This is a genomic window from Intrasporangium zincisolvens (genome assembly GCF_034724055.1).
Classification (GTDB): domain Bacteria; phylum Actinomycetota; class Actinomycetes; order Actinomycetales; family Dermatophilaceae; genus Monashia; species Monashia zincisolvens.
The window spans coordinates 154,906-176,180 of the sequence record NZ_JAWIIL010000006.1 but is presented as its reverse complement, the minus strand read 5'-3'; the positions used below and the strand labels follow the sequence as shown (position 1 = coordinate 176,180).

The following is a 21,275-nucleotide window of genomic DNA, read 5'->3' as shown; positions in this document are numbered from 1 at the left end:
GAGGCCATCCATGGCAACCGTGTACTTCGACGAGGCGACTCGTCGGTTCAGCAAGGACGACGCTCCGGCGGTCGACGGCATCACGCTCGACATCGCCGACGGTGAGTTCCTCGTCCTCGTCGGCCCGTCGGGCTGCGGCAAGTCGACGACGCTGCGGATGCTCGCGGGCCTCGAGCCCGTCGACGGTGGCCGGATCCTCGTCGACGGCCACGACCAGAAGGGCGTGCGGCCCCGCGACCGTGACATCGCCATGGTCTTCCAGAGCTACGCGCTCTACCCGAACATGACCGCCGCCCAGAACATGGCCTTCGCCCTCGACAACGCGAAGGTGAGCAAGGCCGAGACGAGGGAGCGCGTCGCCGAGGCCGCCAAGATCCTCGAGCTCGACACGCTCCTGGACCGCAAGCCGGGCCAGATGTCCGGCGGCCAGCGCCAGCGCGTCGCCATGGGCCGCGCGATCGTGCGCAACCCCAAGGTGTTCTGCATGGACGAGCCGCTGTCCAACCTCGACGCCAAGCTGCGCGTGTCGACGCGCTCGCAGATCGCCGGCCTGCAGCGTCGCCTGGGCATCACCACCGTCTACGTCACGCACGACCAGGTCGAGGCGATGACGATGGGCCACCGCGTCGCCGTCCTGCGCGACGGCAGGCTCCAGCAGGTCGACACCCCCGAACGTCTCTACGACCAGCCGGTCAACACCTTCGTCGCCTCCTTCATCGGCTCGCCCGCCATCACGCTCGTCGAGTCGCCCGTGCGCGAGGGGCGTGCCGACGTCCTCGGTGTCACCGTGCCCGTCGAGCGCGGGCTCGCCTCGCAGGCGGGGGAGCGCGTCGTCGTCGGCCTGCGGCCGGAGTCGTGGCACGTCGTCGACGACCCTGCGGCCCGCAACGGGTCCAGGGGTACCGACGCGTCCGGTGACGCGCTGGCGCTGGGCGTCGAGCTCGTGGAGGCCCTCGGGTCGGAGTCGTTCGTCTACGGCCGCCCGGTCGGCGCGGGGCCCGAGGCCACCCGCGTCACGGTGCGCCTCGACAAGCGGACCCACCTCGCGGTCGGCGACGTCGTGCACGTCGCGCCGAACCACGCCGAGGTGCACCTCTTCGACGCCGCCACGGGTGAGCGGCTCGGTGGCTGAGGCCCCGTCGCGCGGCCCGTGGGCGTCGGGGCGCTTCGACGTCGAGGGGCACCGCGGCGCCAAGGGTCTCGTCGTCGAGAACACCCTGGCCAGCTTCACCGCGGCGTTCGACGCCGGGGTCACGGGCGTCGAGCTCGACGTGCGCCTCACTGCCGACGGCGAGCTCGTCGTGTGGCACGACCCGGTGCTGCTGCCCCTGAAGTGCCGGGCCGCCAGCCCGGAGCTCGTCGGCCGACGCGTCGACGAGCTGACGCTGGAGCAGCTGCGCACCGTCGACGTCGGCAGCCAGGGTCTGGCCGGCTTCCCGGGCCAGCGCACCGACCCCGGCGCCCGCATCCCCACGCTGCGCGAGGTCGTCGGTCACGGTCTCGATCGGGCCCCGCACGTGTGGTGGACCATCGAGCTCAAGGTCGACCCGCGCGACCGCACCGAGGTCGCCCGCCGCGACGAGCTGCTCGACGGCGTCCTCGACGTCGTCCACGACCTCGGCGTCGACGACCGCTGCTTCGTCCACTCGTTCAACTGGTCGGTGCTCGAGCGGGCTCGGGAGGTAGCGCCCGACGTCGCCCGCTCGGCGCTCGTCGAGTCCGGCGTCACGTGGGTGCCGGGCAGCCCGTGGACCGGCGGCGTCGACGTCGCGGCGCACGGCGACGACGTGGCAGCGGGCGCGGCCGAGGTGGGTGCGCACGTCCTGTCGCCCGAGCACGTGCTCGTCGACGCGGCGCTCGTCGACCGCGCCCACGACCTCGGTCTGGGCGTCCTGCCGTGGACCGTCAACGACCCCGACCACGTCCGCGCCGTCGTGGCGGCCGGCGTCGACGGGCTGGTGTCCGACTACCCGGACCGCGCGCTCGCGGTCGTCGCCGGCCTGCGCTGAGCCGGACGGCAACGAGGGACCGCGCCGGGTCGTCCCGGTGCGATCCCTCGTTCCCCCTCGAGCCGACCCCTGCGGGTCGGGCGGGGCGTTCGTGCGACACTCGATCGTCGACAGGTCGCCGCTGTCGGCCCCGTTGTGCCGGTGGGCGCAGCAAACGGGTGGGGACCCCTGACCCCACCCATTCGCTGGAACCACGTTCCAGCGAAACTCATGATCCCCACGAAGGGCGCAGATGTCAACAGACCGGGCGTACGACAACAGCTCCCGGGCTCAGGCGGCCCGGGCGACCCGCCGCCGGATCGTCGACGCCGCGCGCGGCATGCTCCTCGCCGACGGCTACCACGCGATGTCCGTCAGCCAGCTGGCCTCGACCGCGGGCGTCAGCGCCCAGACCGTCTACAACGCCATCGGCGGCAAGGCCGACGTCGTCAAGGCCGTCTACGACGTGCTCCTCGCCGGCGACGACGAGCCCGTCGCGATGCAGGACCGGCCGGAGTTCCGCGCCATGTCCGACGCCCCCGACCGCGAGGGCTTCGTGCGGGCGTACGCGGCCCTGTGCGCGACGATCTACGAACGCGTCGGGCCCCTCCTCGGCGTCATCCTCGCCCAGGGCGCCGGCGGCGACACCGGCCTGCAGGAGTTCGTCGCGACGATCGACTCCGAGCGCCGGGCCGGCAACACCAACGCGCTCAACGCGCTCGAGGCGGCCCACGGCCTGCCCCGCGGGCTGGACCGGAAGGGTTTCACCGACCTCGTGTGGACCCTGACGGCGCCCGAGATCTACGACCGGTTCGTCCGCCGCTGCGGGTGGACCCACGAGATGTACGCCACCTGGCTGGCCGAGGCGCTCGTGGCCGTCTTCGACCGGGCCAGCGCAGGAGGGCAGTGACCGATGCCGCGCCAGATCGCGACCAACACCACCGTCGACCGTGACGGGATGCTCGAGTTCGTCCGGCCCCGCCACTCGATGGTCCTCGTGACCACCCGCTCCGACGGGAGGCCGCAGACCTCCCCGATCACCGGCGGCGTCGACGAGCAGGGCCGCATCGTCATCTCGACCTACCCCGAGCGGGCCAAGACGACCAACGCCCGCCGTCGGCCGGCGGTCAGCGTCCTCGTCCTGTCCGACGACTTCGGCGGGGAGTGGCTCCAGGTCGACGGCGACTGCGAGGTCATCGACCTGCCCGACTCGGTCGAGCCCCTCGTCGACTACTACCGCGCCATCTCCGGCGAGCACCCCGACTGGGACGAGTACCGGCAGGCGATGCACGACCAGGGCAAGTCCCTGCTGCGCGTCACACCGACGCGCTGGGGCCCGATCGCCACGGGCGGATTCCCGGCCCGCCTCGCCTGACGCGGGCCCCGCGCCCGTAGGGTTGCCGGATGCTGCGCGTCGGGGTCACCGGAGGGATCGGGTCGGGCAAGTCGACGGTGTCACGGCGGCTCGCCGAGCTCGGCGCGCACGTCGTCGACGCCGACGCCGTGGCCCGCGAGGTCGTCGAGCCCGGGCGGCCGACGCTCGCGGCGATCCGCGAACGCTTCGGCGCGGCGGTGATCCGACCCGACGGCACCCTCGACCGCGCGGGTCTCGCCGCCGTCGTCTTCGCCGACGCCGACGAGCTGGCCGCCCTCGACGCGATCACCGGCCCGGCGATCGTCGCACGGGTCGCCGCCCTGAGGGCCGGTGCGCCCGCCGACGCGGTGTCCGTGTACGACATGCCGCTGCTCGTCGAGCGCGGCCTCTGGGTGCACGAGCACCTGGCGGTCATCGTCGAGGCCGACCCGGACACCCGGGTGCGCCGGCTCGTCGAGCAGCGTGGGCTCGAGGCCGACGACGCGCGGCGCCGCATCGCCGCGCAGGCCACCGACGCCCAGCGCCGGGCGGTCGCCGACGTCGTCCTGCCCAACGACGGCAGCCCCGACGACCTGGCGCGGGCCGTCGACGCCCTGTGGGAGCAGCGGCTCGCCCCGTACGCGGCCAACCTCGCAGGCGGTACTCGCTCGCGGCGCCCGGACCGGGCGAGTGACTGCGTCGTCGAGCCGCGGCCCGACTGGGAGGCGCGCGCCGAGCGCGTGGTGGCCCGGCTCGCGGCCGCCCTCGCCCCCACCGGCGTCGTCAGCGAGGTGTCGCACGTCGGGTCCACGTCGGTGCCGGGCCTGCTCGCCAAGGACGTCGTCGACGTGCAGGTCGGCGTCCACCACCTCGCCGACGTCGAGCGCGACGACGTGCGAGCGGCGTTCGCGCGGGCCGGCTACGTGTTCAACCACGGCATCCACTCCGACACGCCGCATCCCGAGGGAGCTGACGCGTCCGCCTGGCTCAAGCAGTTCCTCGGCGGGTGCGACCCCGGCAACCACGTGCACGTCCATGTTCGCGAGCACGGCTCTGCCGGCTGGCGTTTCGCGATCCTGTTCCGCGACTGGCTGCGCCACGAGCCCGCCGAGCGGGACGCGTACGCCGCCGAGAAGCGTCGGCTGCTCGGGCAGCACCCGACGACCTCGGAGTACGTCGTTGCGAAGGAGCCGTGGTTCGAGGGGGCCTGGCACCGCGCGAACGCGTGGGCCGCGCGCACCGGCTGGCGTCCCTGACGCGTCGGGCACCGGCGCGCCGCCGGGCGCCGCACGCGTCCGGCATACACGGAGGGGTGTCCGTGTTGTCCACGTCATGCGTGGTGAGTACAAGGTCCCCGGTGGCAAGCTCGTGGCGGTCGAGGTCGAGGAGGCGAACGGACGGCTGGCGTCGGTCAGCGTGTCCGGCGACTTCTTCCTCGAGCCCGACGAGGCGCTCGACGACATCAACGCGGCCCTGACGGGGCTGCCCGTCGACGCCGGCGTGGAACGGCTGGCCTCCGCCGTCACCGCCGCGCTCGACGACTCCGTGGCGCTCGTCGGGTTCACGCCCGAGGCCATCGGCATCGCCGTGCGCCGCGCCCTCGGCAAGGCGACCGGCTGGGACGACCACGCGTTCGACGTCATACCGCCACGGGTCCTGCACCCGGCACTGCACGTCGCGCTCGACGAGGTGATCGCCGGGGAGGTCGCCCGCGGCGAGCGCCCGCCGACGCTGCGCTTCTGGGACTGGGACAGCCCGCTCGTGGTCATCGGCTCGTTCCAGTCGGTCCGCAACGAGATCGACCCGGAGGGCGCGGCCCGGCACGGCATCGACGTCGTGCGGCGCGTCTCCGGCGGCGGCGCGATGTTCATGGAGCCGGGCAACTGCATCACGTACTCGCTCGTCGTGCCCGGCTCGCTCGTCGAAGGCCTCAGCTTCGAGCGGTCCTACTCCTTCCTCGACGAGTGGGTCATCGGCGCTCTCGAGGAGGTCGGCGTCCGCGCGCACTTCGTGCCGCTCAACGACATCGCGAGCGAGGCCGGCAAGATCGGCGGGGCTGCCCAGAAGCGGTTCGCCGACGGCACCGTGCTGCACCACGTGACGATGTCCTACGACATCGACGCCGACAAGATGCTCGAGGTGCTGCGGATCGGCCGGGAGAAGATGAGCGACAAGGGCCACCGGTCGGCCAACAAGCGGGTCGACCCCATGCGCAGCCAGACCGGGCTGTCGCGCGAGGCGATCCTCGACGCGTTCGCCGCGTCGTTCTCGCGCCGCTACCGCAGTACGCAGTCCGAGTACACCGAGGCCGAGCTGGGCGAGGCCCGACGCCTCGTCGACACGAAGTTCGCGACGCCGGAGTGGACCAACCGCGTGCCGTGAGGTCGCTTGACCTCTCGACTTGATGTCGAGACTCGACGTCGAGACGGGGCCGACGGCTCCGACGTCCCCTCCGAGGCGGCAGACTGGCCGCTCACGACCGAAGGGACGCCCACAGTGAAGTACGTCATCCTCATCCACTCCAACCCGCGACCGTGGGGCCACCCGACCGGTGACTTCATGCCCGAGGCGCTCGCCCGCCCGCAGGAGGAGCGGGAGCGCGGTGGTGCCGCGTTCGACGCGATGCTGCACGAGCTGTCGGCGAGCGGCGAGCTCAAGGGCGGCGAGGCGCTCGGCGACCCCGTGTCGTCCCGGCTCTACCGCTGGGACGCGAGCGGCACCGTGGCGACGGACGGGCCGTACGCCGAGGCCAAGGAGCACCTCGCCGGCTTCTTCCTGCTCGACGTCGCCTCGCCGGAGCGGGCCGAGGAGCTGGCCGTGCAGTTCGCCGGTCCGGGCGACACCGTCGAGCTGCGGCCGGCCTACGTCTGGGAGCAGTAGGCAGTGGACAGCGGGCAGTAGGCGAGTGGGCGCTGTCGGTCGTGCGACGTACGGTTGAGCCATGCGTCCCACGACCGACCTGCAGCGCACGGTGGCACCCTTCGAGGTGATCTCCGAGTACACGCCGAGCGGCGACCAGCCGACGGCCATCGCCGAGCTCGCGCGCCGGGTCAGGGCGGGGGAGACCGACACCGTCCTGCTCGGTGCCACCGGCACCGGCAAGTCGGCCACGACGGCCTGGCTCATCGAGCAGGTCCAGCGTCCGACCCTCGTCATGGCGCCCAACAAGACGCTCGCCGCGCAGCTGGCCAACGAGTTCCGCGAGCTGCTGCCGAACAACGCCGTCGAGTACTTCGTCAGCTACTACGACTACTACCAGCCCGAGGCGTACATCCCGCAGACGGACACCTACATCGAGAAGGACTCGTCGGTCAACGACGAGGTCGAGCGGCTGCGCCACTCGGCCACCAACTCGCTGCTGACCCGCCGCGACGTCATCGTCGTGGCGTCGGTGTCGTGCATCTACGGCCTCGGCACGCCGCAGGAGTACGTCGACCGGATGGCCCGGCTCAAGGTCGGCCAGGAGGTCGTCCGTGACGACCTGCTGCGTCGCTTCGTCGAGATGCAGTACACCCGCAACGACCTCGCGTTCACGCGCGGCACCTTCCGGGTGCGCGGCGACACGGTCGAGATCATCCCCGTCTACGAGGAGCTCGCGGTCCGCATCGAGTTCTTCGGTGACGAGATCGAGCGCATCTACACCCTGCACCCCGTGACCGGCGAGGTCGTCGCCGAGGAGCAGGAGATGTACGTCTTCCCGGCATCGCACTACGTCGCCGGCCCCGAGCGAATGGAGCGGGCGACCCGCGGCATCGAGCTCGAGCTCGAGGACCAGCTGGCCCGGTTCGAGAAGCAGGGCAAGCTCCTCGAGGCGCAGCGGCTCCGCATGCGCACGACGTACGACCTCGAGATGATGCGCCAGGTCGGCTTCTGCAACGGCATCGAGAACTACAGCCGCCACATCGACGGGCGCACGGCCGGTTCCGCGCCGAACTGCCTGCTCGACTACTTCCCCGAGGACTTCCTCCTCGTGCTCGACGAGTCGCACCAGACCGTGCCGCAGATCGGGGCGATGTACGAGGGCGACATGTCGCGCAAGCGGATGCTCGTCGAGCACGGCTTCCGTCTGCCGAGCGCGATGGACAACCGCCCTCTCAAGTGGGAGGAGTTCCTCGAGCGCATCGGCCAGACGATCTACCTGTCGGCGACGCCGGGGGAGTACGAGCTGGCCAAGTCCGGCACCCCCGTCGAACAGATCATCCGCCCGACCGGCCTCGTCGACCCGGAGGTCGTGCTCAAGCCCACCAAGGGCCAGATCGACGACCTCATGCACGAGATCCAAGAGCGCACGAAGCGCAACGAGCGCGTCCTCGTCACGACCCTGACGAAGAAGATGGCCGAGGACCTCACCGACTACCTCCTCGACAAAGGCATCCGGGTCCGCTACCTCCACAGCGACATCGACACGCTGCGCCGCGTCGAGCTGCTGCGCGAGCTGCGCACCGGCGTCTTCGACGTGCTCGTGGGCATCAACCTGCTCCGGGAGGGCCTCGACCTGCCCGAGGTGTCGCTCGTGTCGATCCTCGACGCCGACAAGGAGGGCTTCCTCCGCTCGGCCCGCTCGCTCATCCAGACCATCGGCCGAGCGGCTCGCAACGTGTCCGGTCAGGTGCACATGTACGCCGACAAGATGACACCGTCGATGGAGCAGGCGCTCGACGAGACGAACCGGCGCCGCGAGAAGCAGATCGCCTACAACACCGAGCACGGCATCGACCCGACCCCGTTGCGCAAGAAGATCGCCGACATCACCGACCTGCTCGAGCGCGAGGACGCCGACACGCAGGAGCTGCTCGGCTCGGGTCGGATGCAGACGCGGGGCAAGAGCGGCGCGGGTCGCGGCGCGATGGCTGCCGACGTCGGCGTCTCCGCCGGCGGCCGGTCCGAGCGTCCCGCCGACATGGCGGCGGCCGACCTCGCCGGCCTCATCCAGGAGCTGACGACGCAGATGCACCAGGCCGCCGCCGAGCTCCACTTCGAGCTCGCGGCCCGCCTGCGTGACGAGATCGGCGAGCTGAAGAAGGAGCTGCGTCAGATGAGCGCGGCCACCCGGTGAGGGGCTGAGCAGATGACCCGGCGCGGCGGGGCCGTCGCCGCCCGGCTGCGGGCCGAGGCGCTCGGCAAGCCGGGCGCCTGGGAGGACTCGCCGTGGGACGGGGACACCGTCGCCAAGGTGGGCGACAAGATCTTCGCCTTCCTCGGCACGGGCTCCATCGGCCTCAAGTGCGCGCGCAGCCGCGACGAGGCCGACGAGTGGCTCCACCGCCACCCCGACGACGCCTCCGTCATGGCCTACATCGGACGGCACGGCTGGAACACGCTGCGCACCGACGGCGCGATCGCCGAGGACGAGCTGCTCGAGGCGCTCGACACGTCCTACGACCTCGTCGTGGCCGGCCTGCCGCGCCGGCAGCGCCCGGCTGCCCAGTAGGCGGGCGCCGATTCGACGTGGGAACCTCGTGGTGAGAGGATCAGGCGTTCTCGGAGGGGAGTATCCCTGCTGCGACGGGCTCGTCATCACGGAGCGGTTCACCACTGCTCCCGGTCCCGTCGGTCCGGTCGCCAGGTGCGACGGGGCGGGAGAGACCTCCGGTTGCTGATCTCGGTGACCGGAAGGTTGTGCCCATGAACGTTCCCGTGTGGGGCTGGTTCCTCACGATCGGCCTGATGGCCGTGTTCCTCCTCATCGACATCCTCGTCATCGCGAGGAGGCCGCACGTGCCCTCGATGGCCGAGGCCGGCAGGCACCTCGCCTTCTACGTCGCGGCGGCGGTGCTCTTCGGCCTCTTCGTGTGGTTCGAGTGGGGTGGGCAGTACGCGGGCGAGTTCTACGCGGGATGGCTGACCGAGTACTCGCTGTCGGTCGACAACCTCTTCGTCTTCCTGCTCATCATGGCCAGCTTCAAGGTGCCGCAGAAGCTGCAGCAGTCGGCCCTCATGATCGGCATCGTCATCGCCATCGTGCTGCGCGGCATCTTCATCGGCCTCGGCGCCGTCGTCATCAACGCCTACGCGTGGGTCTTCTACATCTTCGGTGCGTTCCTCGTGTACACCGCGGTCAAGCTCGCGACCCAGGGCGAGAGCGACGACGACGAGTTCGAGGAGAACCGGTTCCTCAAGTGGGTCGAGAAGCGCTTCCCGGCCACGACCGAGTGGAACAGCACGCGCCTGACCGTCCTCGAGCAGGGCAAGCGCCTCGTCACGCCGATGTTCATCGTCATCCTCGCGCTCGGCACGACCGACCTGCTCTTCGCGCTCGACTCCATCCCGGCGATCTACGGCCTGACGAAGGAGCCCTTCCTCGTCCTGACGGCCAACGTCTTCGCGCTCATGGGCCTGCGCCAGCTGTACTTCCTCATCGGCGGGCTCCTCAAGCGCCTCGTCTACCTCAGCATCGGCCTGGCCGTGCTGCTCGGCTTCATCGGCGTCAAGCTCGTCATGCACGCGCTGCACGAGAACAACCTGCCGTTCGTCAACGGCGGACAGCCGATCGAGGGCGTGCCCGACATCCCCATCTCCGTCTCGCTCGGCGCCATCGTCGTCATCCTCGGCGTGACGACGGTCGCCAGCCTGCTCAAGTCGCGCCGCGACGCGCGCAACGGCGAGGCGGTCGACGGCGGCGCGGGCGGCGCGGTCGAGGCCGGTACCCCCGCGACGACGTCCTCGGAGTCCTCGGAGTCCTCGGAGCCCTCGAACGCCGACGCGGCCCACCCCCGCTCCTGAGCGTTCGCCGGGCCGGGGCGTCCCGCGCTAGGTTGCGGTGGAACCACCGCCCGGGTGGCAGGACGAGGAGCAGGCGATGACCAGCACGGACGGCACGACGACCGGCGGCACCGGGGACACCGGGGACGCCGCGGGCGACGCGACGCGTCGGGGCGCGGTGCTGGTCACGGGGTGCAGCTCCGGCATCGGCCACGCGACGGCCGCTCGGCTCGTCGCGGACGGGCACGTGGTCTACGCGACGGCGCGCCGCCCCGAGACCCTCGAGGCCCTGGCCGCGGCCGGGGCCCGCACCCTCGAGCTCGACGTCACCGACGAGTCCTCGATGCGGACCGCGGTGGCCGAGGTGGAGCGGGAGCACGGCGCGGTGGGCGTCCTCGTCAACAACGCCGGCTACGGCGAGTACGGGCCGGTCGAGGAGGTGCCGCTCGAGGCGGTCCGCCGCCAGTTCGAGACGAACGTCTTCGGGCTCGGCCGGATGTGCCAGCTCGTCCTGCCGGGCATGCGCGCCGCCGGCCGCGGCCGCATCGTCAACATCGGCTCGATGGGCGGTCGGATCACCTTCCCGACCGGTGGCTGGTACCACGCCTCGAAGTACGCGGTCGAGGCGCTGACCGACGCGCTGCGCGTCGAGGTCGCCCCCTTCGGCGTCGACGTCGTGCTCGTCGAGCCGGGTCTGACCCGCACCGAGTTCGGTGACGTCGCCTCGCAGGGGCTGTCGCGCGGCGGTGACGACGGACCGTACGCCGCCCTGAGGGCGACGTCCGACCAGGTCACCGAGCGCAACTACCGCTCGCGCAACGCGGTCGGGCCCGACGTCATCGCCGGCGTCGTCGCGAAGGCCGTCGAGTCCGAGCACCCGCGCAGTCGCTACCTCGTCACCCCGGCGGCCAAGGCGCTCGTCGCGACTCGCCTGCTCGGCGGTGACCGCGTGTGGGACGCGGTGGTGCGGCGCAGCTTCGACCTGCCGTCCTCACCCGCCTGACGCGCCCGGGCGCTACGCCGCTCAGCGGACCCGGTGCGCGGCGAGCCACCCGACGACCGCCGGCACGAGCATCGTCAGCAGCACGGCGACGTACGCCGGCGCCCCGTACGCGTCGGGGCTGCTCGACCCGGCCGCCGTGAACACGAGCGCCGACACGGCGATGGCCGTGGCCGCGCCGGCGGAGTCGCCGATCTGCAGGGCCGAGCTGACGAAGCCCTGCTCGCGGTCGTCGGCACGCGACAGCGCCTGGGCGGTGACGCGCGGGTAGAGGGTGCCGATGCCGAGGCCGAGCACCGGGAACACTGCGACGAGCACCCAGGCGGGTGCACCGGCCGCTACCCCGGCCGCGAGGGCCACGAGCGTGACGGCCATGGCCCCGAGCGCGAGGCGTGCGGTCCGGCCGATCTCGAACCGGTCGGACCAGCGTCCCTGGACCCACGACCCCGCGAACCACGTGACGCCGGTGGCGGTGAGCGCGACGCCGGCGAGGCTGGGGGACAGGTGGTCCCGCTCGGTGAGCAGCCGTGGCAGGTACACCTCGCCGCCGGTGAAGGCGGCGAACGCCAGGGCCCGCAGCGCGACGTCGCTCGGCAGGCCGCGGCGCAGCCGGAGCGTGCCGGCCGGCATGAGGCGGCGCAGCGTCGCACCGACGACGACGAGGGCCACGACGGCCACGACGAGCGAGCGCACGTCGACCGCCCCGGACACGGAGTTGAGCACGAGGACGGCGACGGCCAGCGCCACCGACGCCACGATGGCGCCGCGGCGCCAGGGCACGGGCACCGGCTCCTGCCTCAGGCCGGCGACGATCCGCGACAGGAGCGCCGCGGCCGCGACGAGCACGACGATGGCCAGGCCGAAGACCCAGCGCCAGCCGATGGTCTGGGCGATGAGCCCGGCGACGAACGGCCCGACGATCGAGGGCACGACCCATGCGGCCGAGAACCCGGCGAGGATCGCGGTGTGGAGGCGTTGCGGGTAGACGCGCGTCACCATGACGTAGAGCGCCGTGCTCGTCATGCCCGCCCCGAGGCCCTGCACGACCCGGGCCCCCACGAGCACGGGCATCGTCGGCGCGAGCCCGGCCCCGACGAGGCCGACGGCGAAGAGCGCGAGGCCGATGAGCAGGGGCGGGCGCGGGCCGCGCCGGTCGGCGAGGTTGCCGCTCCAGACGATGCTGACGATGCCGGCGGCGAGCGTCGCCGTGAACGCCATCGCGTAGAGCGCCTCGCCGTCGAGGTCGGCGGCGATCGTCGGCATGACGGTCGTCAGCGCGAGGGCCTCGAACGCGTGCAGCGACACGAGGGCGAGCATCCCGACGGTCGTGGCGCGCAGGGCGGGCGAGAGCAGGCCGCCGCTGTCGTGGCGGTCGTTCGGGCGCTCGTCCGGGTCAGCAGCCATCACGTCGGATGTGGCGTCGGACGTCGTACCGGTGGGGGCGTCGGGGGTGGTCACGCCGCGACGCTACGACTTCGAGTCCACCTGAGGTCAACCGGCCCCGGCCGGCTCCGGACCGGCAGGCGGCGACGGACCCGCGACGCGTCACGGGCCGAGGCTGGGGTCGGGCTCGGGCTCCTCCGGCGGCTCGTGGCGCCCCTGCGACCCGAGCACCATCGCGCTGGCGCCGACGACGAGGCCCATGCCGACGAGCTGCCCGGCGTCGAGGACCTGGTCGAGCACGACGAACCCCGCGAGGGCGGCCACCGCGGGCTCGAGCGAGAGCAGGATGCCGAAGACGCTCCGCGCGAGGTGGCGCAGGGCGACGAGCTCGAGCGAGTAGGGCAGCACCGAGGACAGCACGGCGATGCCGAGGCCGAGGGCGACGTCGCGCGCGGTCCACGTCGGCACCGAGGGCAGGCCGATGGGTGCGACCAGCAGCGAGGAGACGACGAGAGCGAGAGCGAGACCGTCGAGCCCGGCGAAGGCGCGGCCGGTGCGTTGGCTCAGCACGATGTAGGCGGCCCACATCGCCCCGGCGAGGGCGGCGAAGAAGATGCCGATCGGCTCGAACCGCCCCCACGAGGCCCCGAGGGCACCGGAGACGAGGACGACCCCGAGTCCCGCGGCGACGACCGCGGCGATGTCGCGCCCCCGACGGCTCAGCACCGCGGCGAGCGTCAGCGGACCGAGGAACTCGATCGTCACGGCCACGCCGATCGGCAGGTGCGCGAGGGAGGCGTAGAAGGCCGTGTTCATCGCGGCGAGCGCCGCGCCGAAGAGCACGACGGTGAGCCAGTCCGAGCGCGAGCGGCCGCGCGCCGACGGGCGCGCGACGGCCACGAGGATGAGCATGGCGAAGCAGAGCCGCAGCAGCACCGATCCCGCCGCGCCGATCCGTGGCACGAGGGTGGCCGCGAGCGCGCCGCCGAACTGGACCGAGACGACGGCGCCGAGGACGAGCAGCGGCGCGGTGCGACGGTCGATGCTCATGGGAGTGGGAGCCGTCCCGCGGCCACGAGCGTGTCGATGCGGTCCTGCGTCAGCTCCTCCTCGACGAGGACGCCGCCCGTCTCGGAGGCGTGCACCATGCGGCCCGGCTCGACGACGATGCCGACGTGGTGGATCCGCCGGCCGGGGCGCGCGAAGAAGTAGAGGTCACCGGCGCGGACGGCGTCGAGGGCCACGGGCTCGGCCGTCTCGGCCTGGGCGTAGGCGTCGCGCGAGACGACGACGCCGAGGCGGCGCCACGCCGACAGCACGAGCCCCGAGCAGTCGAGGCCGAGCGGTGAGGTGCCGGACCAGAGGTAGGGCAGGCCGAGGTGGCCTCGCGCCAGGGTGACGGCGGGGTGCGGGCCGTCGAGGGACGCCGCGTCGACGGACGCCGACGGGCGCGTGGGTGCGGTCTCGCCCGGCTCCAGGGGGCGCAGGTGCGCCGTGGGCACCCAGCCGGGGTAGCCGCGTCCGTCCTTCGGCGAACGCTGCCACGGAGCGACGACGTGCGACCAGCGGCCCGACGCGTCGGCGCCGGTGACCAGCACCGGCTCGCCCTCGAGCAGCTGGGTCTCGACGCGCCCGTGCAGCCCGAGGCGGCCGTCGCCGGACTCGTCGTCGTGGGGGTGGGCATCGAGCGCGGCGAGCCAGGCCGCGGCATCCGGCTCGTCGGCGACGACGGGCGCGTCGACCGGTCGAGGGCTCTGCGGGTCGGCCCACACGGTGGTGACGGCGACGCGGGTGACGTGCGTGACGGGCAGGCCGGAGGCGGGGGGCGGGACGGCGCTCACGCCGGCCATCCTCGCACCCGGCCCCTCGCGCGGCAGGGCGGGCCACACCCTGGGAACGTCGCCGCAGCGCGCCGTGGGTGGGTGCGCGCTGGGAGGGGGCTGCGAGTCTCGTGTCGATCCCGACTCGCCCGTCACAGAACCGTTCTTCGTGCCGAGCCCGAGGAGTACCGTCGAAACATGGACGAGCGGATCATCCTGGAGGGGTTCGACCCTCCGAAGAACCGACGACACGGTCCCGACGGCGACATCGTCGACGTGCAGGGCTGGCTCCACGCCCCGGTCGACTGGACCGGTGGCCCGGAGCTCGAGCGCGCCTGGCGCGAGCGCCACGGCCGCTCCCGCCTCGGCGTCGGCCTCTGCGTCGCGCACAGCCTGCGACGGCACTTCATCCTGACGAACGTGCCCGACGACCTGGAGTTCCTGCGCACCGAGCTCGAGTCGTTCATCGCGCTCGCCGAGGGTGACGCGTCGGGCATGGGCGACATCTCGGACATCGACGAGGCCGAGAGCGCCTGACGCCGCATCGGCCATGACCGGGATCCGCCCACTCGGGCCCATCTCGGCCTGTCTGCTCCTACGCTGAGGCGGTGGGCAGGCCGGTCATCCTCACCGTCGACGACGACCCTCACGTGTCCGAGGCGGTGGGGCGCGACCTGCGTTCCCGGTACGGCGCGGAGCACCGCGTCGTGCGCGCGACCTCTGGCGCCGAGGCGCTCGAGGTGGTGCGCCGGCTCGTCCTGCGCGACCAGCCGCTCGCGCTCGTCCTGGCCGACCAGCGCATGCCGGGCATGACCGGGATCGAGCTGCTGGGACTGGTGCGCGACCTCGTCGCCGACGCCAAGGTGCTGCTCCTGACGGCCTACGCCGACACCGACGTCGCCATCGCGGCGATCAACGACATCGGGCTCGACCACTACCTCCTCAAGCCGTGGGACCCGCCCGAGGAGCGGCTCTACCCGGTCGTCGACGACCTCCTGTCCGACTGGCACGCGGCCCACCCTGATCACGCGTCCGACGTGCGCGTCGTCGGGCACCGGTGGTCCGAGCGCAGCCACGAGGTCAAGACCTTCCTGGCCAACCACCACGTGCCGTACGCGTGGTTCGACGTCGAGCGCGACGCCGAGGGTGTGCGCCTGCTCGAGGTGGCCGGCGCGGACGCGTCCGACCTGCCGCTCGTGCTCGTGCCCGACGGCGACGCGCTGCGCGATCCGGCGCTCGTCGACCTCGCGTCGGCGCTCGGGCTGCGCACCCGGGCCGAGCGCAGCCTCTACGACCTGTGCATCGTCGGCGGGGGACCGGCTGGCCTCGCGGCGGCGGTCTACGCGGCGTCGGAGGGGCTCTCGACGGTCGTCGTCGAGCACGCGGCCCCCGGCGGCCAGGCGGGTCAGAGCGCCGCCATCGAGAACTACCTCGGCTTCCCGCGCGGTCTGTCCGGCGACGACCTGACCCAGCGGGCGCTCGCCCAGGCCCGACGCTTCGGCGCCGAGCTCGTCGTCGCCCGCGACGTCACCGCGCTCGAGGCCCGGGGGCCGGTGCGGGCCGTCCGGATCGAGGGCAGTGACGACGTCGAGGCGCGCAGCGTCGTGCTGGCCACCGGCGTCTCCTACCGACGTCTGGCCGCCGAGGGTGTCGACGCGCTCGTCGGCCGGGGCGTCTACTACGGTGCCAACGCCCGCGACGCCGCCCAGTGCGCCGGCGACGACGTGTTCGTCGTGGGGGCCGCGAACTCGGCGGGGCAGGCGGCGCTCAACCTCGCGCGCTTCGCCCGCAGCGTCACGCTCGTCGTGCGCGGCCCGAGCCTCGAGGCGTCGATGTCCACCTACCTCGTCGACCGCGTCCGCGCCCATCCGTGCATCGAGGTGCGCCTCGGTTCCGAGGTCGCTGCGGTGGCGGGCGAGGAGCACCTCGAGTCGCTGACCCTGCGCGACCGGGCCTCCGGGACAGCGGTCGTCGTACCGGGGTCCTGGCTGTTCGTCTTCATCGGCGCGGAGCCGCGCACCGACTGGCTCGGGGCCGATGTCGTGCGCGACGACCACGGGTTCGTCGTCACCGGAACGGATCTCGTCAGCAGGATGGTGGGCAGCGCTGTGGCACCGGGGGTTCCGCGTTGGCCCCTCGCCCGTCCTCCCTTCGCCCTCGAGACGAGCCTGCCCGGAGTGTTCGCCGCCGGTGACGTGCGGCTCGACTCGATGAAGCGCGTCGCCTCCGCCGTGGGGGAGGGCGCCATGGCCGTCCACTTCGTGCACCGCTACCTGGCGACGGTCTGAGGAGGCCGGGGATGGTGACGCGCGCCGACCTGCGAGCCGTCCCGCTCTTCGACGGCCTGTCCGACGAGCAGCTCGACGCGCTCCTCGCGGCCGGGGAGGAGGTGGCGGTCGGGCCCGGCGACCTGCTCTTCCGCGAGGGTGAGCACGCCGACGCGTGGTGGGTGTTGCTCGACGGGTCGCTCGAGCTGTCGCGGCACAGCGGCCGTGAGGACGTCGTCGTCGGGCGGATGGACGTGCCGGGCCGGTGGGCGGGCGGCTTCCGGGCCTGGGACGAGAACGGCGTCTACCTCGCCACCGGGCGCGGTCGCGAGCCGGGACGCGTGCTGCGGGTGCCCGCCGAGCGGCTCCGCACCTTCGCGGACACGTGGTTCCCGTTCGCCGCCCACCTCGTGGCGGGGCTCTACGGCACGGCGCGGTCGATCGAGGCCACGGCCCGCCAGCGCAGCGCCCTCGTGACCCTCGGTACCCTGGCCGCCGGGCTGGCCCACGAGATCAACAACCCCGCGGCGGCCGCCAGCCGGTCGGCGGCCGACCTCGAGCAGGCCTGCGACGCACTCCTCGAGGGGCTTCGCGACCTCGCCGGCCGGGCCGTCACCGCCGAGCAGTTCCGTGCCCTCGACGCGCTGCGCCGCGAGCTCGAGCCGCCGACGGTGCTGCCCGACGCGCTCGAGCAGGCCGACCGCGAGGAGGCGCTCGGCGACTGGCTCGAGAAGCACGGGATCGCCCGTCCCTGGGAGATCTCCTCGACGCTCGTGGCCGCAGGCGCCGACGTCGCGTGGTGCGAGCGCGTCACGCACGCCGTGCCGCCGCACGCGGTGGGGCCGGCCGTCGCGTGGGTCGGCGCGACGGTCGACGTCGCCGCGCTCCTGCGCCAGGTGCGTGAGTCGACGCGGCGGGTCAGCGAGCTCGTGTCGGCCGTCAAGTCGTACTCGCAGATGGACCGCGCCTCCCTGCAGCGCGTCGACGTGCGCGACGGCCTCGAGAGCACGTTGCTCGTCATGGGGCCGAGGCTGCGCGACGGCGTCACGGTCGTGCGCGACTGGGGCACAGGCGTCCCCGCCGTCGAGGGCCTGCCGGGCGAGCTCAACCAGGTGTGGACGAACCTCGTCGACAACGCCGTGGACGCCATGGACGGATCCGGCACCCTGACCGTGACGACGCGCGCCGAGGAGGGGTGGGTCGTCGTGTCCGTCCACGACACCGGGCCGGGCCTCGACGCCGAGGCGCTCGAGCGGGCCTTCGAGGCGTTCTACACGACGAAGGAGGTCGGCCGCGGCTCCGGCCTCGGGCTCGACATCGCCCGCCGCATCGTCGTCGACCGGCACAGCGGCACCATCGAGGTCGACTCGCGCCCCGGCGACACCACCTTCCGGGTGCGACTCCCGGTGGCCGACGCGTCCTGAGCCGCCCGGCTCACCAGCCGCGGGCGCGCCACTCCGGCAGGGACGGGCGCTCGGCGCCGAGGGTCGAGTCGTCGCCGTGCCCGGGGTAGAACCACGTGTCGTCGTCGTAGACGTCGAAGACGCGGGTCGTGACGTCCTCGATGAGCGAGGCGAAGCTCTGCCCCGCGTTCTTCGTGTTGCCCACGCCGCCGGGGAAGAGGCTGTCGCCGGTGAACAGGTGCGTCACGCCCTCCGGGTCGGTGTAGGCCAGCGCGATGGAGCCCGGCGTGTGCCCGCGCAGGTGCACGACGTCGAGCACGACGTCGCCGAACCGAACCGTGTCGCCCTGGCCGACGCGGTCGTCGACCGGGACCGGTAGCGCGTCGGCGTCCTCGGCACCGGCGACGGTCCGGGCGCCCGTCGCGCTCACGACGTCGGCGAGCGCGCCGACGTGGTCGTGGTGCTGGTGCGTCGTGACGACGGTGGCGAGCCTGTCGCCGCCGGCCCCGACCAGCTCGAGGAGACGGGCTGCGTCGGCCGCGGCGTCGACGAGCAGCTGGGCGCCGGTGGACCGGCACGTCAGCAGGTAGGCGTTGTTGCCGAAGTCGCCGACCTCGAGCTTGCGGATCGTCAGGGCCGGCAGCTCGCGCACCGCGGCCGGGCCGCCCGGCTCGACGTGGCCGGTGTACGGGGCGGCAGGGGAGGCGTCGGTCATCGTCAGCCCCCGAACGGCAGGGTCGGAAGCGGGCCCTCGACGGTGACGCCGTCGGTGCGACCGCGGGCCAGCCAGCGCAGCACGCCGGCGCGTGGGCCGGTCACCCGGGTCGTGCCCGAGCCGAGCACGTGCTCGTCGCCCTCGTCGGTGACGAGGGTGACGTCGGGGGCGGCGGGAGCGTCGGGGCCGTCCGGGGCGGCGAGCCGGGCCACGGCGTCGTCGAGGAGCAGCGCGACGACGTCCGCGGGCGCGTCGGCGAAGGCGAACCCGGCGTCGAGGTCGGCGTGGTGGAAGACGAGCTCGCGCAGGCGCAGGTAGGGCACCACGCCGACGGCGATCTGCTGACCGCCGGGAGTCCGGTGCACGTGGACGCCGCCGTGCTCGGGCGTCAGCTGCCCCAGCGCGTCGGCGAGGCGCGCCGCCGAGGCGCGCAGGTCGTCGGCCTGGGCCGCGACCGGGCGCCCGGCCCCCGCGTCGATGTCGGCGTCGCGGGCCTGGGGGCTGTCGTACATCGTGTCGGCGACGCCGGTCGTGGCCACCGCGACGACGCGCGTCAGGGCGTCGGCGTTGCGGGCCAGGTGGGCGAGCACGTGGCCGCGCGACCAGCCCTCGCACAGCGAGGGCCCGGCGAGGTCGGCGTCGGAGAGCCGGCCCACGGTGGCGAGCAGACGGTCGGTCTCGGTGGCGACGTGGTCGGGCGTGACGTCACGACGGTGCATCGGCGGCCTCCTGGCGGTCGGCGGGGTCGGGTGCCTCGTAGCGGTGGTGCTCGGCGGGCTCGCCGTCGTCGGTGGCCCCGCCCTCCCGGGCGGAGTCCTCGGCCCGACGCGTCGCCCGTTCGATGGCGAGGGCGGCGCCCACGAGCGTCAGGTGCGAGAACGCCTGCGGGAAGTTGCCGACCATGTGCCCGGTGGCAGGGTCGTACTCCTCGGCGAGGAGGCCGACGTCGTTGGCGAGCCGGACGAGGCGGTCCATCAGCTCGGTGGCCTCGTCGAGCAGGCCCGCCCGCGCGTACGCGGTGACGAGCCAGAACGAGCAGGCGAGGAACGGGTGCTCGTCGCCGGCGAGGCCGTCGACACCGGTCTGGGTGCGGTAACGCATGACGAGGCCGTCGCGGAGCAGGTCCTCCTCGACGGCGCGGATGGTGCCGATCATCCGCGGGTCGTCGCCGTCGACGAAGCCGATCGAGGAGAGCGTCAGCAGCGACGCGTCGAGCTCGCCGGTGTCGTAGTGCTGCACGAAGGTGTTGCGGACGGGGTCGTAGCCCTTGTCGAGGACCTCCTGCCGGACACGGTCGCGCAGCTCGCGCCAGCGCTCCACCGGGCCCTCGAGTCCGTACTGCTCGACGGCCTTGACGGCGCGGTCGAAGGCCGCCCACACCATGGCGCGGGAGTGCGTGAAGTGCCGCAGCGGGCCGCGGATCTCCCAGAGCCCGTTGTCGGCCTCCTCCCAGTGCGTCGCGAGGTGGTTGACGAGGGCCCGCTGGAGGCTCCACGAGTGCTCGTCCTCCTCGAGGCCCCGCTGGCGGGCGTGGTCGAGCGAGATCATGACCTCGCCGAGCACGTCGGTCTGGCGCTGGTCGACGGCCGCGTTGCCGACGCGCACGGGGCGGGACCCGGCGTACCCGGGCAGGTGGGTCAGCTCGCGTTCAGGCAGGTCGCGCCCGCCGTCGACGCGGTACATGATCTGCATGTCCTCGGGGTCACCGGCCACGGCGCGCAGCAGCCAGTCGCGCCACAGGGCCGTCTCCTCGACGTAGCCGCAGCCGAGGAGCGCCTCGAGGGTGAGCGCGGCGTCGCGCAGCCAGCAGAACCGGTAGTCCCAGTTGCGCTCGCCGCCGAAGTCCTCCGGCAGCGAGGTCGTGGCCGCCGCGACGATGCCGCCGGTGGACTGGTGGGTCAGGGCCCGCAGCGTGAGCAGGGACCGGGTCACCGCCTCCTCGTAGGGGCCGCGGTAGTGGCTCTGCGCGGCGTAGTCCTCGCTCAGCGCGAGGGTCTCCTCGATGCGGGCGCGGACGCGCAGCGGCGGCGGCACGTCGTCGTTGCTGCGGAACCACGTCGTCGAGAACGTCATCGTCTGCCCCGCGGTGACGTCGAACTCGTCGACGTGGTGGCCCGCCTGGGCGTGGGGGAGACGCGCACCGCGCAGCACGACCATGTCGGGGCCGGCGATCGCGGTGATGATCTCGTCGACGCGGTCCTCGAGGTCGTCGTGGTGACGCATGACCCACGGCCGGGTGCGGCCGTAGTTGAAGCGCACCGTCCACTCGTGGACCATCCGCACGGTCCCCTCGAGCCCCTCGATGCGGCGCAGCAGGTCGGAGCGACCGTCGGCGAGCGGCATGACGTCGGTCACCCGGACCGTGCCGGTGGAGGTGCGGTGGGTGGTCTCGAGGACGAAGGAGTTGCCGACGTAGCGACGGGTCGTCTCGGCGCCGGGGTCGGCGGGCGTCAGGAGCCAGCGGCCGTTCTCCGGGGTGCCGAGCAGGGCCGCGAAGCAGGCGCGGGAGTCGAACCGGGGCAGGCACAGCCAGTCCACGGAGCCCTTGCGGCTCACGAGGGCGGCGGTGCCGAGGTCGCCGAGGACGGCGTAGTCCTCGATGGGGGTGGACTGCGACGTGCTCATGGAGCGAGTATGCCGAAC

20 protein-coding genes are annotated in these 21,275 nt (G+C 73.1%); 14 read left to right on the top strand and 6 right to left on the bottom strand.

Features of this window, described 5'->3' with window-relative positions; translation table 11 throughout:
- The first annotated feature begins 10 nt into the window (after positions 1 to 10).
- The 11 genes from RY076_RS16810 (at position 11) to RY076_RS16760 (ending at position 11,047) form a co-directional block, all read left to right on the top strand.
- Positions 11 to 1,132, top strand: a complete 1,122-nt coding sequence (locus tag RY076_RS16810) for an ABC transporter ATP-binding protein (protein WP_323100121.1) — start codon at positions 11 to 13, stop codon at positions 1,130 to 1,132.
- Positions 1,125 to 2,009, top strand: coding sequence for a glycerophosphodiester phosphodiesterase family protein (locus RY076_RS16805; protein WP_323100119.1), 885 nt, complete (start codon positions 1,125 to 1,127; stop codon positions 2,007 to 2,009). The genes RY076_RS16810 and RY076_RS16805 overlap by 8 nt, the downstream gene beginning before the upstream one ends.
- 232 nt (positions 2,010 to 2,241) lie before the next feature.
- Entirely contained in the window at positions 2,242 to 2,898 is a 657-nt protein-coding gene (locus RY076_RS16800) for a TetR/AcrR family transcriptional regulator (protein ID WP_323100117.1), read from the top strand.
- Positions 2,899 to 2,901: 3 nt separating this feature from the next.
- A complete protein-coding gene (locus RY076_RS16795) occupies positions 2,902 to 3,363 on the top strand; it encodes a PPOX class F420-dependent oxidoreductase (protein WP_323100115.1) in 462 nt (153 codons plus the stop codon).
- 29 nt (positions 3,364 to 3,392) lie between these two features.
- A complete protein-coding gene (coaE, locus tag RY076_RS16790; protein ID WP_323100113.1) occupies positions 3,393 to 4,598 on the top strand; it encodes a dephospho-CoA kinase in 1,206 nt (401 codons plus the stop codon).
- Positions 4,599 to 4,674: 76 nt separating this feature from the next.
- On the top strand, positions 4,675 to 5,724 hold the full coding sequence (locus RY076_RS16785) for a lipoate--protein ligase family protein (protein WP_323100111.1): 1,050 nt from the start codon (positions 4,675 to 4,677) through the stop codon (positions 5,722 to 5,724).
- A gap of 114 nt (positions 5,725 to 5,838) precedes the next feature.
- On the top strand, positions 5,839 to 6,222 hold the full coding sequence (locus tag RY076_RS16780) for a YciI family protein (RefSeq protein ID WP_323100109.1): 384 nt from the start codon (positions 5,839 to 5,841) through the stop codon (positions 6,220 to 6,222).
- 61 nt (positions 6,223 to 6,283) lie between these two features.
- Entirely contained in the window at positions 6,284 to 8,398 is a 2,115-nt protein-coding gene (uvrB, locus tag RY076_RS16775) for an excinuclease ABC subunit UvrB (RefSeq protein WP_323100108.1), read from the top strand.
- A 12-nt stretch (positions 8,399 to 8,410) separates the two neighbouring features.
- A complete protein-coding gene (locus tag RY076_RS16770) occupies positions 8,411 to 8,773 on the top strand; it encodes an MmcQ/YjbR family DNA-binding protein (protein ID WP_323100106.1) in 363 nt (120 codons plus the stop codon).
- A 194-nt stretch (positions 8,774 to 8,967) separates the two neighbouring features.
- Positions 8,968 to 10,065, top strand: a complete 1,098-nt coding sequence (locus RY076_RS16765; RefSeq protein ID WP_323100105.1) for a TerC family protein — start codon at positions 8,968 to 8,970, stop codon at positions 10,063 to 10,065.
- 76 nt (positions 10,066 to 10,141) lie between these two features.
- The gene (locus RY076_RS16760) at positions 10,142 to 11,047 is read left to right on the top strand and encodes an oxidoreductase (protein WP_323100103.1); all 906 of its coding nucleotides are present in this window, start codon (positions 10,142 to 10,144) and stop codon (positions 11,045 to 11,047) included.
- Positions 11,048 to 11,068: 21 nt separating this feature from the next.
- Here the strand turns inward: RY076_RS16760 and RY076_RS16755 are convergent, their stop codons facing one another.
- From RY076_RS16755 to RY076_RS16745, 3 genes are all read right to left on the bottom strand, one after another.
- Positions 11,069 to 12,502, bottom strand: coding sequence for an MFS transporter (locus tag RY076_RS16755; protein ID WP_323100101.1), 1,434 nt, complete (start codon positions 12,500 to 12,502; stop codon positions 11,069 to 11,071).
- Positions 12,503 to 12,589: 87 nt separating this feature from the next.
- Complete coding sequence (locus RY076_RS16750; RefSeq protein ID WP_323100099.1) at positions 12,590 to 13,477, bottom strand: EamA family transporter; 888 nt, start codon at positions 13,475 to 13,477, stop codon at positions 12,590 to 12,592.
- A complete protein-coding gene (locus RY076_RS16745; protein ID WP_323100097.1) occupies positions 13,474 to 14,268 on the bottom strand; it encodes a C40 family peptidase in 795 nt (264 codons plus the stop codon). The genes RY076_RS16750 and RY076_RS16745 overlap by 4 nt, the downstream gene beginning before the upstream one ends.
- 177 nt (positions 14,269 to 14,445) lie before the next feature.
- Between RY076_RS16745 and RY076_RS16740 the strand changes: the two genes are divergently transcribed.
- From RY076_RS16740 to RY076_RS16730, 3 genes are all read left to right on the top strand, one after another.
- Entirely contained in the window at positions 14,446 to 14,784 is a 339-nt protein-coding gene (locus RY076_RS16740) for a hypothetical protein (RefSeq protein ID WP_323100095.1), read from the top strand.
- 71 nt (positions 14,785 to 14,855) lie between these two features.
- Complete coding sequence (locus RY076_RS16735; protein ID WP_323100093.1) at positions 14,856 to 16,535, top strand: NAD(P)/FAD-dependent oxidoreductase; 1,680 nt, start codon at positions 14,856 to 14,858, stop codon at positions 16,533 to 16,535.
- 11 nt (positions 16,536 to 16,546) lie between these two features.
- Entirely contained in the window at positions 16,547 to 17,938 is a 1,392-nt protein-coding gene (locus RY076_RS16730) for a sensor histidine kinase (protein WP_323100091.1), read from the top strand.
- 10 nt (positions 17,939 to 17,948) lie between these two features.
- On the opposite strand, the gene RY076_RS16725 is transcribed toward RY076_RS16730, so the two are convergent.
- Genes RY076_RS16725 through RY076_RS16715 form a run of 3 tightly spaced genes read right to left on the bottom strand, consistent with a single transcriptional unit; the run spans position 17,949 to position 21,257 of the window.
- Entirely contained in the window at positions 17,949 to 18,632 is a 684-nt protein-coding gene (locus RY076_RS16725) for an MBL fold metallo-hydrolase (protein ID WP_323100090.1), read from the bottom strand.
- A gap of 2 nt (positions 18,633 to 18,634) precedes the next feature.
- The gene (locus tag RY076_RS16720) at positions 18,635 to 19,351 is read right to left on the bottom strand and encodes a maleylpyruvate isomerase family mycothiol-dependent enzyme (RefSeq protein WP_323100088.1); all 717 of its coding nucleotides are present in this window, start codon (positions 19,349 to 19,351) and stop codon (positions 18,635 to 18,637) included.
- Complete coding sequence (locus RY076_RS16715; protein ID WP_323100087.1) at positions 19,338 to 21,257, bottom strand: glycoside hydrolase family 15 protein; 1,920 nt, start codon at positions 21,255 to 21,257, stop codon at positions 19,338 to 19,340. The genes RY076_RS16720 and RY076_RS16715 overlap by 14 nt, the downstream gene beginning before the upstream one ends.
- Positions 21,258 to 21,275 lie beyond the last annotated feature (18 nt).

Bases quoted from the DNA above. Each gene is read 5' to 3' on its own strand.
- RY076_RS16770 (WP_323100106.1), top strand. From the start codon at position 8,411: ATGACCCGGCGCGGCGGGGCCGTCGCCGCCCGGCTGCGGGCCGAGGCG.
- uvrB (WP_323100108.1), top strand. From the start codon at position 6,284: ATGCGTCCCACGACCGACCTGCAGCGCACGGTGGCACCCTTCGAGGTG.
- RY076_RS16800 (WP_323100117.1), top strand. From the start codon at position 2,242: ATGTCAACAGACCGGGCGTACGACAACAGCTCCCGGGCTCAGGCGGCC.
- RY076_RS16760 (WP_323100103.1), top strand. From the start codon at position 10,142: ATGACCAGCACGGACGGCACGACGACCGGCGGCACCGGGGACACCGGG.
- RY076_RS16740 (WP_323100095.1), top strand. From the start codon at position 14,446: ATGGACGAGCGGATCATCCTGGAGGGGTTCGACCCTCCGAAGAACCGA.
- RY076_RS16720 (WP_323100088.1), bottom strand. From the start codon at position 19,351: ATGCACCGTCGTGACGTCACGCCCGACCACGTCGCCACCGAGACCGAC.
- RY076_RS16750 (WP_323100099.1), bottom strand. From the start codon at position 13,477: ATGAGCATCGACCGTCGCACCGCGCCGCTGCTCGTCCTCGGCGCCGTC.
- RY076_RS16795 (WP_323100115.1), top strand. From the start codon at position 2,902: ATGCCGCGCCAGATCGCGACCAACACCACCGTCGACCGTGACGGGATG.
- RY076_RS16765 (WP_323100105.1), top strand. From the start codon at position 8,968: ATGAACGTTCCCGTGTGGGGCTGGTTCCTCACGATCGGCCTGATGGCC.
- RY076_RS16725 (WP_323100090.1), bottom strand. From the start codon at position 18,632: ATGACCGACGCCTCCCCTGCCGCCCCGTACACCGGCCACGTCGAGCCG.
- RY076_RS16810 (WP_323100121.1), top strand. From the start codon at position 11: ATGGCAACCGTGTACTTCGACGAGGCGACTCGTCGGTTCAGCAAGGAC.
- RY076_RS16715 (WP_323100087.1), bottom strand. From the start codon at position 21,257: ATGAGCACGTCGCAGTCCACCCCCATCGAGGACTACGCCGTCCTCGGC.
- RY076_RS16785 (WP_323100111.1), top strand. From the start codon at position 4,675: ATGCGTGGTGAGTACAAGGTCCCCGGTGGCAAGCTCGTGGCGGTCGAG.
- RY076_RS16730 (WP_323100091.1), top strand. From the start codon at position 16,547: ATGGTGACGCGCGCCGACCTGCGAGCCGTCCCGCTCTTCGACGGCCTG.
- coaE (WP_323100113.1), top strand. From the start codon at position 3,393: ATGCTGCGCGTCGGGGTCACCGGAGGGATCGGGTCGGGCAAGTCGACG.